Origin of the sequence: Amycolatopsis sp. NPDC051758, from assembly GCF_044453095.1 — a bacterium.
Taxonomy (GTDB): domain Bacteria; phylum Actinomycetota; class Actinomycetes; order Mycobacteriales; family Pseudonocardiaceae; genus Amycolatopsis.
In genome coordinates this window covers 228,447-240,685 of sequence record NZ_JBITCJ010000010.1, presented here as the reverse complement: position 1 = coordinate 240,685, position 12,239 = coordinate 228,447, and the positions used below count along the sequence as shown (strand labels likewise).

The 12,239-nt window shown below is 69.3% G+C and carries 8 protein-coding genes; 6 read left to right on the top strand and 2 right to left on the bottom strand.

The genetic code is table 11. The features are described from left to right. The first annotated feature begins 149 nt into the window (after window positions 1-149). Complete coding sequence (locus ACIA5G_RS39240; protein WP_395932761.1) at window positions 150-1,958, top strand: hypothetical protein; 1,809 nt, start codon at window positions 150-152, stop codon at window positions 1,956-1,958. A 351-nt stretch (window positions 1,959-2,309) separates the two neighbouring features. Here the strand turns inward: ACIA5G_RS39240 and ACIA5G_RS39235 are convergent, their stop codons facing one another. Then, window positions 2,310-3,611, bottom strand: a complete 1,302-nt coding sequence (locus ACIA5G_RS39235) for a hypothetical protein (RefSeq protein WP_395932759.1) — start codon at window positions 3,609-3,611, stop codon at window positions 2,310-2,312. Window positions 3,612-4,000: 389 nt separating this feature from the next. On the opposite strand from ACIA5G_RS39235, the gene ACIA5G_RS39230 reads away from it, so the two are divergent. After that, window positions 4,001-4,372, top strand: coding sequence for a hypothetical protein (locus tag ACIA5G_RS39230; protein ID WP_395932757.1), 372 nt, complete (start codon window positions 4,001-4,003; stop codon window positions 4,370-4,372). A gap of 242 nt (window positions 4,373-4,614) precedes the next feature. Here the strand turns inward: ACIA5G_RS39230 and ACIA5G_RS39225 are convergent, their stop codons facing one another. Next, entirely contained in the window at window positions 4,615-5,103 is a 489-nt protein-coding gene (locus ACIA5G_RS39225) for a hypothetical protein (RefSeq protein WP_395932755.1), read from the bottom strand. A gap of 203 nt (window positions 5,104-5,306) precedes the next feature. Between ACIA5G_RS39225 and ACIA5G_RS39220 the strand changes: the two genes are divergently transcribed. The 4 genes from ACIA5G_RS39220 (at window position 5,307) to ACIA5G_RS39205 (ending at window position 12,223) form a co-directional block, all read left to right on the top strand. After that, window positions 5,307-6,464, top strand: a complete 1,158-nt coding sequence (locus tag ACIA5G_RS39220) for a sensor histidine kinase (protein WP_395932753.1) — start codon at window positions 5,307-5,309, stop codon at window positions 6,462-6,464. Further along, entirely contained in the window at window positions 6,457-7,587 is a 1,131-nt protein-coding gene (locus ACIA5G_RS39215; RefSeq protein ID WP_395932751.1) for a hypothetical protein, read from the top strand. The genes ACIA5G_RS39220 and ACIA5G_RS39215 overlap by 8 nt, the downstream gene beginning before the upstream one ends. After that, on the top strand, window positions 7,524-8,222 hold the full coding sequence (locus ACIA5G_RS39210) for a response regulator (protein ID WP_395932749.1): 699 nt from the start codon (window positions 7,524-7,526) through the stop codon (window positions 8,220-8,222). The genes ACIA5G_RS39215 and ACIA5G_RS39210 overlap by 64 nt, the downstream gene beginning before the upstream one ends. 194 nt (window positions 8,223-8,416) lie before the next feature. Beyond that, the gene (locus ACIA5G_RS39205) at window positions 8,417-12,223 is read left to right on the top strand and encodes a GDSL-type esterase/lipase family protein (RefSeq protein ID WP_395932747.1); all 3,807 of its coding nucleotides are present in this window, start codon (window positions 8,417-8,419) and stop codon (window positions 12,221-12,223) included. Window positions 12,224-12,239 lie beyond the last annotated feature (16 nt).

Sequence of the window (12,239 nt, the reverse complement as noted above, 5' to 3'; positions counted from 1 at the left end):
CCCCGGGGCCGCCGCCGCCCCGGCTCCCCCCCCCCCCGGGGGCCCCCCCCCCCGGCGCCCCCCCCCCCCCCCGCCCGGGGCGCCCGCCCCCCCCCCCCCCCCCCGGGCGCCCCCCGCCGCGGCCTCGTCCACCCGCAGAGTTCGACAACATGCGGCGGTGGCCGCCGAACACGCTTGTCGCGCACACTGTCGACCTCCGATCGGCCGGTTCCGGTGCCCTGGCGGACCAGTTGCTGGCCGCCTCGGCGACGTGGCGTGCCGATCAGGAGGTCGCGGCCATCATCGACGTGCTCAGCCACCAGGAGCGGATCGACGACCTGCGGACGGTTCGCACTGCCGTCCTGACAAGAACAGCGGTCCAGGTCTTGCGAATCGTCGACGCGTTGCGTGACACCGGCCAAGACCACCAGGCGGGCGAACTGCTGCGTGCCGCCGCTGCCACCGAGCCCGCGGACATCGCCGTGCTCGCGCGCCAGTTGCAGGACAATCGACGAAACGATGACCTTGTCGTGCTGCTGGACAACGCTCTGGCGGCTGCGCAGCAGCAGTCGCTCGCACGCCTTGTCAACGAACTGTGGGGAGCCGGTCTCCGTCGAGCGGTCGACGAGCTGGTGGACCGGGCGGCGCGCACGCTGCCCGGTCCCGCTGTCGCCGAACTGGCCGACGAACTTCGCGCGGTGGGCCGGGAGAAGACCGCTTTCGGCCTCTACCTCCTCGTGCCCGACGCAGTCGCCACCACGCGGCCGGCCGTGGCCGCCGCCCAGGTGTTCAAGGCTATGGTCAAAACGGGGGACAAGCGCAACGTCCACCCGATCGCCACTGCCCTGATCGAGACGGTCGGCGGAGCCGACCGTGCGATCGAGGTGGCCCAGGCGTTCTGGAAGGTCAACTGCCCCGACCATGCGATGAGAGCGCTGAAGCGAGCCGCCGCGACCATGACCGACACCGAAGTATTGACCTTCGCGGCGGACTTGCGTGTACTCCACCGCGACGAAGCCGCCTACCACCTCTGCCTGCACCACACGATCGGCCGCCCCGGCTCGGTGATCAAAATGGTCACCGCACTCCGCGAAGCGGGACGACCCGTGGACGCCGCGAACCTGCTGGAAGAGGCCACCCACCAGATCCCCATTCCCGCAGACCGCACGGCGATGGCCGCCCCCGCAGATCTGGAGAGCATGCTGACTCTGGTCACTGAGCTGCACGCACTGCGCCGAAACGACGCGGCTTACAACCTATGCGCACGGACAGCGGTCGAGCGTCCCGAATGGACTATCAGGATCGTGATGGTGCTCCGCGAGCAGAATCGGCCGGAGGAGGCAGAAAAGTTGCTGAAGGAGGTGACGCTGCGAGCCACCGTTGCCGCGGTGGCCATCCTGATCCGCGAGTGCGCGCCCAGCGACCAGAAGAACATGCAAGCCGACGCACTGCGGCGCACGCCGGGTGACGTGGCCGCGCTACTGGATGCTCTGCAGTTCACGGCTCCGGCCCTCGCGACACGGCTCACCGAGCTAGCGGTGAAAACGATGACGACACACCCAGCTCTGGTACCGCTGCTCCTCCAGCGATGCGACCCGCCGCTGCGCGCGAAGATCATGTCTTGGGCCACCGAGACCACAGACGGCCGAACCGCCATGGCAACACTGGACGAGAACGGACTGCGGGCCTACCACGACGTTCTCCTCAGCGAAGCGCCCGGCGACCACGTCATAGCGGCTCACGTCGCGTCCCTGCACGACCTCGGGCGCAAGACCGTCATCGCGGCCTTGCTGACCAGGACCTTGGAGAACCGGGACCGGAGAGGGGCGATGCGGTTCGTCGAGGCCATCCGCAAATTGCGTCATCAAGGGGCCCTCGACGCCATGGCCGACTGGATACGAGCCAGGGCCTCCAGTCAGCCCAATGCCAGGTACACACTGCTCAGACTGGGACTCCGCGAGTACGCCATGCCCCACTGACCAGCACCCCGTGCCAGTGCGGACGGCACGGACCGACTGCCTTCCCAGTCGCCGGTATGGGCGGATATCTGTTTGCTGGCGGACTTTGCCGAACTCGGCGGTTAGAGCGAGACGTGCGTCGAAGACGCTGGGGCACGGCGGGCACGTCGTGCAAGCATCTGTGGTGGGGTCGCGCGACCTTGTTGACGGCGTCGGTGAGACTCTAGAAAGTGTGGAATCGGTCGACGATCGATAACCTGATCACGAGAACCACCATCGCGTCCCGCCCAGATACGGGACGGCCACCGCGCTGACACGTGACTCCAGCGTGCCGGAGCTCGCTACTCTTCTTGCCTTCGTGCCGGGGGCTGCCTACGCCGCTGTGCGAGCGCTCTGCCGGATGTGGTCAGGGATGGAATGCCACCACCGGGCGGCGGCACGGACGCTGTGGGGCACGCGGGCGTCGGACGCCACCTCCGCCAGCAGGACCAGGTCATCCGCCATCCCCAACGCGTAGACGAGGCGGTCGAGAACCGAGATCTCGCTGGTCAGCCCGTCCGCCAGACCGCGGAGCGCAACGTCGATGGCGGCACGCCAGAAGGCACGGCTGCTGGTGCCCGCGATGTGGCCCAGCGCGGAGGCTGCGGTGTCACGGACCGGGCCGGGGAGTGCGCGGGAAACCAGGAGCGACTCCACGACCCGGCGTTCGCCGGGACCGCCGAGGACCCGGAGGGCTTCCAGAAGGGAGGCGATTGTCGCCGCGTCCGGGCGGTCGTGCCGCAGCATCGTTGCGAGCTCCCGCGCCACCGGAGCCCGGAACGGGGTGCTGTAGAGAGTGAACAGGGCATACAGCCGCTCGTCGAACACTGCAGCGTTGAGGGCCTCGTCCACGAGAGCCAGCAGCAGAGTTCCGCCGTCGTACGGAAGGCCGACGCGGGCGGAAGCCACAATCCGGGCCACGGTCCTCCGTGCGTCGTCGTCCAAGCCGAGGCAGCGCACAGCGGCTGTCCACGTCCTGCGTCCGAACCTGCCCCGGACGTGCGCCGGCAGTAGGTGCGCGACGCTGGAGGCGAGGCGGTGGGACCGGCCGCCGGACAGGAGATCGGCGATGACCCGGCCGACCTCGGCCATCTCAGCGGGCCCGAAGTGCCGGTCCCGGACCTTGCGGACGCAGGCGAGCAGTGCGCCAGCGAACGCGCGGTCGGTGCGGGGATGCCGCAGGTGCCGCACCACGTGGGCGGTGGCCTCCCGGCTGACCGCCGAGTCGAAGACCGACACCGAGCCGACCATGCTCTGCACACCCGTGTCGTCGGCGGCGTTCGCTGCCGTCGCCACCGCCGCCGGGCCTCCCAGAGGATGCGCCATGAGCCGCTGGTAGGCCTCGGCCCTCAGCATCCAACTGACCCCGTCGGACACAGCCATCTCCACGAGCAGGCGTTCCGCCAGCGCAGCCCACGTCGACTTCGGGCTGAGCACGGTATGCGGACGCCGGCACAGCAGTTCCGTCACCACGTCCCAGTCGGCACCGGAGAGGATGTCGCCGCGTACCGCCGAGTCGACCCGGACATCGATCTCCCGGGACAGCTCCTCTTGGTCGACGCCGGGGCGTTCCAGTACTGGTTCCGGGCGGACTTTTCCGGAAAATCGCATGATGGTATCCGCAACCGCCACCATTCCTGACGGTGTTGTACCCAAGAGCTTCTCGTAAGCACAAACGACAGGTTGAGGAAACCGCGAAAGACCGTTCTCCCACCGCGAAAGAGTGCTTGCTGAAACCGCGGTACCAAGCTGCGGCTCCAAGCTCTCGGCAAATTCCCGGAGTTTGGAGCCACTTCCTCCGAGCATCCTGTTGGCCTGCAGTACCCAGCCCACTCGGACGCGCGCCCGAGATGCATCGTCCACCAGACCTGTCTAGCACACGTCGATGTCACGTGGACGGGACAATTCCGGGACAAAACAGTGTTCGTTTCAGCTGATGGGGAGGTGTGCAACAGGATGCTGCCGCACCCGGATTCCGCCCTAGTCTCAAACCGTCCGAAACCTCGGAACAAGGAGACTCAGAAATGTTCGCAAAGACCCAGGCGGCGGCCATCATCCTGGCGCTGGCCGCCGTTCCCGCCGCAGCTGCCACGCCGGCCACGGCCGCGACGTCAAGTGTTCTCGCATGTTCTTTCGCCACCTACGCGCCCGACCGCCAGGGCAGCAACGTGGTCGGCTGGGGTGAGAAGTGGGGGTGCGGGGCGGGCACCCAGTGGCAGATCACCCTCCAGCGCCACCGAAGTGCGTGGTGGCAGAACGAGGCCGTGAACTACCACACCGGCGACAACTGGGTCAGCGTCGGGGCGGGCTGCGCGTCCGGCACCTGGACCTACCGGACGATCCTGGAGTCCAGCGCGGGGCGCACGATCAGCGCCAACAAGACCATCACCTGCTGAACACGAGGCAGGCAAGGAGCGTGCTGTCCGAAGTTGGTGACACTCGGGTCGAGGGGTAGCCGTACCGGTACTCCCGGGCTGATGCTGGTCCGCAAGGCCGTCATCGCGGGCCCTGGAGTCAGCCGCCCACGACCGGATCGAGCGGGCGTTCGGCTCGGAGGGCCGACGGGCGGTAGCTGGGGGCATGTCCGGTAGCCGTCACCGGGATACGGTGACGGCTACCGGACTGGCGAGCGCCCGGATTACAGCGAGAACGAGCCTTCGGCCCTCCAGTTCCACTCGTTGATCCCAGGCTCGAACAGATAGACGTAACCGCTGACTTGGGTTGTCCCCGGTGCGTAGACCATCATCGAGTAGCTCGACCCGTATCCGGGGTCCCATTCGCTGTTCCAGCCGCCCAGCGACGACTCGATGTACTTGGTGGTGTTCCCGCCGTAGGGGTTGCCGGTCACCCGGATCCAGTTCGAGCTGCACGACCAGGAGTAGAAAATCTGGATCGACGCGACCTGCTGGCCGGTGGTGCGGTCGAGGATCGGGCGCGTGGCGATCTGTGAGGCATTGACGTTGCAAGCCGGCGGCGTGGTGGGGTCACGTCCGTCGTAGTAATTGCTGCCGCCGCTGGTTCCTTCGGCGTGAGCGAAGGTGACTGTCGACGTCATAGCGGTCAGCACCGCGACAAGAATCGTGGCGACGCGGCGTCGGCGCCCCCGACTCTGGATCGAGTTTCTCAAGGTGTACTCCTTTTCGTGACCCTGGCGCATTGGCTGTCGCGAAGATCTGGGTCAACACCGAGCTTGAGGTGTCCGTGCGTCGGCCGTCATGACGGCCGTTCGGTGGTCATGGCTTCGTCACTGCAGCTGTGACAGCCTTTTTGCCGTCGTGACGGTCTCGGTGTGACCGTTTACATTCGAGGGTGAGGCGGAAGAGGTACCGGGTGGGTGGCGGACGGACCGGCGGGGGCGATGCCAGCCGCGCGACGGACCTTGTGCTGTTCCGGTGCGCAGCGATCGCGCGTGCGGGAACGGGAGTCGCCGGGGCATTCGCCGGCGCACTCGACGCGGACCGGGCGCCGGCGGCGGGACTGGCCGTCTTCGCCGTGGTGGTGAACCTGATCTGGTCATCGTTGTTCGTTTGGCGCGCCGTGCGCGGTACCCTCACGGCCGGGCTGATGGCCGCTGACCTGGCCGAGGTCGTGGGTTTGTGCCTGTTACACGGCCAACTGGTATCCGCGGAAGCTCTGCCGACCGGCGTTTCGTGGATCGCTGTACTCGTCGGGTCACGCGTGATTTACGGCCATATCGGCGTGAGGCCTGCCGCCGGCATCGCCGGCGGCCTAGCAGTTATCGGTGCCTACGTCACTGGCCAGCTGTTAGCGGCCGTACCCGGGGCGGGTCTCGTGCAGGCCACGATCTACCTCTTGCAGAACGTGTGCGGCCTGGTGCTACTAGCGTTGCTGCGGCGGGTCGGGCGGGACGCCGACGCGGAGCTGGCCGAGTTCCACCTCAGCCGCACCCGGGCCCGCGTCGAGCGGCTCCGCCGGGCTGACGAGCGCGAAGCCGACCGGCGGCTGCACGACACGGTGCTCGCCACGCTGACGATGGTCGGTTCCGGTGCCATCACGACGTCCTCGCAGCGGCTACGCGCCCAGGCCCGCTCGGACCTGAGGGTGGTGTCCTCGCTGCGTGCCTCCGGCGGCTCAAGCGACGGGCTGGTGCGCCTCGACCACCTTTTACGCGATGTCCCCGCCCGCGCGGACTGGGCGGCCGGGGTGCGACTGCACCTCACCGACTGCCAGGTGCCCAACGAGGTCGCCGATACGATCGCTTGGGCCGCGCTCGCAGCCCTGGTCAACGCGCGCCGCCACGCCGGAGTCGACCACGCGTCGCTGGCGCTGACCCAGACAGCCGGCGAGGTCGAGGTCACCGTCGCCGACACCGGCCGGGGCTTCGACCAGTCCGCGGTGCCCGCGCACAAATACGGGCTGCGCGAAGGAGTTCTGGGGAGACTTGCCGCAATCGGGGGCAGCGCCGTGGTCGACTCCGCACCCGGCCACGGGACAGTGGTGACGCTCAGGTGGCGGCCCGGTGGCTGACGACTCGAGCTCGAGCCTCGCTGCCCGCTACCAGCGCGGGACGATCATCGCGACGGTGTGCATGACGGGGCTGTGGCACGGCGGCTTCGATACCACCGTGGTGCTGTTGAAGTGGTCGGAGTTCAGGTGGGTCTGGGCCTCACCGGCGATGTGGGCGCTGTTCACCGCGATGATCGTGGCCGCCGCAGTCCAGTTGCTGCGTGAGGGGCGGCTGCGCAGGCCGTGGGTGACCGTGGTGCTGACCCTCACCATCAGCGTGGTCGTCGTGGTCAACGCGGGCGGCCAGGCCGTCGACTTCCAGAACTGGGCGTTCGGCGCGGTCGGATGGCTGGGAGTGCTCGCCAGCTGGGGCCGCTCGGCGCTGCCGCTGGCCGTGGTGCTGGTGGGCAACGGCGCCGCGTCCGTGATCGCCATGTTCCTGCTTGCCGAGCCGGACCTGCAGGACGTCGCGTTCGTCTCGACGAGCCTGGTCGGCTCGGCGGCGCTGCAGGTCGCACTTGCCTACGGCGTGCGAACGCAGGGACGGATTGTAGACCGCGCGGTCGAAGCGGCCGCGGCGCGGGCGGAAACAGAGGCGCGGCATGCTGCAGCCGAGCAGGCGCACGCCGCGCGCACCCGGCGCCACGAGTTCCTCCAGCGCACCGCGGCGGCGGCGCTGGCGGGTCTTGCTGACGGCGGCAGCGACCCCGCCGACCCGGCCGTGCAACGCCGGTGCGCGATCGAGGCGGCCCGGCTCCGCCGGCTCTTCCTGGAGTCCGACGAGGTGCCAGACCCGCTGCTGCACGAAGTCCGCGCGTGCCTCGACGTGGCCGAGGCACGAGGTGTCCCGGTGCGGATGAGCGTGTCCGGCGAGGTGCCACCCGTGCCCGTGCACGTGCGGCGAGACCTTCTCGAACCGGTGATCGAGGTGCTGAGCTCGGCGCGGACCCGGGCGAGGGTCACGGTCTCCGGTGGCGCGGGGGAAGTCCAGGTGAGCGTGCTCGCCGACGTCGGCGCTCCGCCGTCGGTGCTGCCGGACAGCCAAGTCAGGGTCGAGTGGCAACGAGAGGGGGAGACGCTGTGGGTGCAAGCCAGCTGGACGGGCGAATCACCGTCGCCATCATCGAGGACCACGACGTCGTGATCGACGGGGTCCGGTCATGGGTTGACCGCGACCCGGAACAGCGAGTCCGGGTCGTGGCCAGCGGGGCGGACCTCGACAAGGTCCTCGCAGGACCCGGCGGCGACGCTGATGTCCTGCTGGTGGACCTGAACCTGCGCGGCACACTCATCGTCGACCGGATCGCCGACCTCACCGGCGCGGGACGCCGTGTGGTGGTGTTCTCTGCACACTCCGAGTCCGAGAACGTGCTCGCGGTCCTCGACGCCGGCGCGGAATTCCTCGAGAAGGACGAAAGCCGCGAGCACTGCGTGGAGACGATCGTGGCAGTCGCGGCTGACCGCCCCTACGTCACCCCTTCCAGCGCAGGCGCGATGATCGCCGACGACCGGCCGGCGCGCCCAGCACTGTCCCGCCAGGAGCTCGCCGCGCTCCGGCTTTGGTTCCAGGGAATGTCGAAGGCGTCGGTCGGGCTGCGGATGGGGATCAGCGAAGCCACCGTCAAGCAATACATCGACCGGGCCAGAGCCAAGTACGCCGCGGTCGGCCGCCGTGCGACAACAAAGGATGCGCTGCTCGCGCGCGCCATCCAAGACGGCCTCATCCGCGCCGAGGAGATCGGCGAATACCGTTCGCTGGCCAGCGGCCCCGAGAGCTGACAATGCCGCCCGGGCACGTTTCTCGCCGGACTCCGGGGTGTGACGGGCACGAGGCCGCTACTCGGTGCTGTCCAACTCAGACACGGGGGTTCTTGACCCCCGAGCGGCTGTCATGACCACTGGTGCCGGGAGCCTTACCTTCGGATCGAGCCCACGCGGAATCCGGGCGACCCACCCCGTCAGAAGGCCCTGCCGTGAAAAGACGATGGCTGTGCTGTGCCCTGAGCGCGCTCCTCCTGCCGTCACTCCTCCCCGCCGTAGCGGAAGGCAGCCCCGCTCCACCGACACCGCGGCCAGCGGCGGCTCCCGAGTCCCCACTGCCCGACGCCGTTCCGGCCGCCGACCGTGAGCGAGTCCTCGGAGCCCAGTGGCGCACGTCCGGGGACCGGTCGTGGACCGCCATCGGGGACGCGTCGGGCTTCCACATCCTCACCGCCGAGGCCGCGTCCGGGTACCGCTGGCACGTACTGGCCACCCTGTCCGAAGACGGGGCCGACACCGACCAGTGGATCGGGAACGCCTGCGCCACCGCGTCCCGTCGCACGGTCGCTGTCACCTACGCACCGCGGTCGTTCACCAACCACGCCGACCTGTTCGGACGCGGCGCCTTCACAGCGCTGGTCAGCCTCGACACGGGCGAGGTGACCAAGCTGCCCCTCCTCGGCTCCCTGGCTTACTACAGCCCGGGGTGCGGCACGGGCGAGCAGGTGATCTTCACCCAGGGGGCCGAGGCCATGACCCGGCTGATGCCGGTGGACGCGGCGACGCGCACCCCGCAAAAGCCGGTGGTGCTGCCCGGGCAGGTCACCTCGGCGGTGCCGACCGCACGCGGGGTGGTCGCCGCCGAGGCGGGCCGTGTCGTGAAGATCGCCACGGACGGCACCCGCACCACCGTCGCGAAGACCTCCGGAGTCCCGTTCGAACTGCACCCGGACGCCGATGGCGGCGTGGTGTTCCTCGACCACCGGGACGCAGACGCGCAGGTCAAGCGCGCCGAACCGGCCGGCGGTGTCCGGGTGCTGGCAGAGGGCCCGCTGGAGGGGGTGGGACTGGGCGCCGACGGCGACGTCGTGCACATCACCGGTGCCGCCCGCACCCGACCGGGAGTGCTGCCGCGCTCGGTGCGGAAGCTGGACACCGCCAAGGACGCCCGGATCTCGGGCGCCCTCGTCCTGACCGGGGTCGCCAGCCGGACGCCCCGGGACGCAGATCCCGCAAGCCCACACCGCACCGTCCGGATCACCGGCAGCGACGCCGGCACCGGACAGCCCGTCGGATTCGACGTGCCAACCGAGGCGAGCCCGGACCCGCAGCCGTCACCTGTCCTGCGCGCTGGCTCGGCACGGGCGGCCGCTGCCGGCTCGGCGAACGACCCGGTCGAGGACGAGCGCACCTGCTCAGTGCCGCGTAACGACCCCCGGAACCAAGCCATGCAGCCGAAACCGCGCCAGGTCGAGTGGGCGGTCGACCAGGCAGTGACCGGTTCGCTCACCGTGGCGCGCCCAGCGGGCTGGAAAAACCTCGGCATGCCTGCCTACACCCCGCAGGGCTACTTCCCCCCGATTCCGCTCGCCGGCGGCGGCCAAGTCCCCGCCCAGATCTACCTCGGCGTCCTGGCGCAGGAGTCGAACCTGTGGCAGGCACCCGGCTCCGTGGTCCCAGGTGTCACCGGCAACCCGCTGATCGGCAACTTCTACGGCTTGGACCTCTACGACGGCGACGCGGCCAACGACTGGGCCGTCGACTGGGACGCTGCCGACTGCGGCTACGGCGTCGCCCAGGTGACTGACGGCATGCGCCGCACCGCACCCGGCGCCGGCCCGACGCCGCAGCAGCGGGCCGTGGCGCTGGACTTCGCCGCGAACGTGGCGGCCGGGCTGCGGATCCTGCAGGACAAGTGGAACCAGACCAGGTCGGCCGGGCTCGTCGTGAACAACGGTGACCCGGCGAAGCTGGAGAACTGGTTCTACGCGGTGTGGGCCTACAACTCCGGCTTCCACCCGCAGGCCGAAGCCGCGGCCAACGGCGGCGCGTGGGGAGTGGGCTGGTCCAACAACCCCGTGAACCCCGACTACCCGGCCAACCGCAGCGCGTTCCTGGAAGTCTCCTACGCCGACGCCGCGCACCCGCAGGACTGGCCCTACCCCGAGAAGGTGCTGGGTTGGGCCGGCCACCCGGTCGAGGTCCTCGAATCCCCTGGCACCTTGGTGGCAGGCTACCGCGCAGCGTGGTGGAACGGGGACGAGACGACCGGGCCGCTGAACCGCAGCCGGGCAAAGCCACCGGTCGCGCTGTTCTGCGACAGCAGCAACTCCTGCCACCCCGGCCAGGTCGTCGGCCCGGCCGGGCCGTGCGCGCACGTCGACGCGTCAGGGTCGTTCGACTACCGCTGCTGGTACCACCAGCCGGCCACCTGGAAGGCCGACTGCGCCTACAGTTGCGGCAACGAGCTGATCCGCTTCCCGGAGGGCTACGCCTACCAGGACGACGGGACCGCCTACCCGCCGGCTTGCGGGCTCGCAGGGCTACCCCCGGGCGCCCTGGTCGTCGACGACCAGCCCGACTCGGTTCCCTCGATACGGCCGGGCTGCGGCCACGCGTTCACCGGCCAGGGCACCTTCGGATTCGACTTCGGCGCCGACGCGACCGGCCATTTCCCGTCCAAAGTAGACCTTCATCAGCTCGGCGCCGGGTTCGGCGGGCACTTCTACTACGCGCACACTCGCACCGCGGACGTCCGGCAGAATTCGATGCGCGTCACCGGGACGTGGACGCTGAACCGGACGGTGTCGGGGTGGCTGCGGGTGCTGGTGCATCTGCCCGACCACGGGGCACAGACACAGCGGGCGCAGTACGAAGTGGACCTGGGCAACGGTGTCCGGTCCCGGGTGGTGGCGCAGCGTCGGATGAGCAACTCCTGGGTCTCCCTGGGCTCGTTCCCCTTCGCGGGCACGCCGAAGGTCCGGCTTTCCAGCGTGGTCGACGACGACGACCAACCCGTCGGCTTCGAGGACGTCGCCTACGACGCTGTTGCGTTCCAGCCCCTGCCCGGCAAACCGCGAAACATCGTGGTGTCACTCGGCGACTCGTACTCCTCGGGAGAGGGAGCCTCAAGCGACGGGGGAGGGGACTACTACCCCGAATCGGACAGCAACGGCGACGACCCCTTCACCTTCAACCGCTGCCACCGCTCGACGCAGGCATGGTCACGAAAGGCCACCCTGACCGACTCGACAACTCCGATCGGTACCCGCGCGGACTCCTGGGATCCGGCGGTAGACCACCACCTCATTGCCTGCTCCGGAGCGCAGACCGAGAACCTGCTGCCCCGGCACACCGCACTCGGGCCGACGTTCCCCCGGAATGCCTTCGGTAAGAGCGGCAGCGGACAGGCCGGCGAAGTGTCCCAGCTGGACAAGGGATTCCTCGACGCGGACACCACGTTGGTGACGCTGAGCATCGGCGGCAACGACGCACGGTTCGGTGCCATCATCCAACTTTGCGTCAGCAACCCCTCCTGCTACGAGCACACCTTGGACGGCGACAGCCGTCCGCTGCAGGACAGCGAGCCCGACCTGATCGACAACGCAGTGCGGTCGTCCGTCCTGACGGTGCTCCGGGAGGTCCGTGCCAAGGCGCCGAACGCTCAGATCGTGCTCATGGGCTATCCCAGGCTACTGAGCGGAGTCTGCGTCTTCGGCGTGCAAGGCGACGAGAAGGACTGGCTGAACAGTGCCGCCGACCAGCTCAACACCGTCCTCGGCCAGGTTGCCGCGGCCGCCGGTCCCGGCGTCCGGTACTCCGACCCACGTGACGAGTTCGACGGCAAGGGCGTGTGCGGTTCCCCGGAGTCCGTGCGCGGCATCGTGGCCGGCTGGAACCGCACACCCGGTGAGGAGACCGGCGTCATGCCGTCCCAGCAGTCGTTCCACCCGAACATCGCAGGCCAAGCGCTCTACGCGGTCGCGCTCAACAGCACGCTCCGCGAGCTCGGTCTCTGAAAAACGAACAACACTA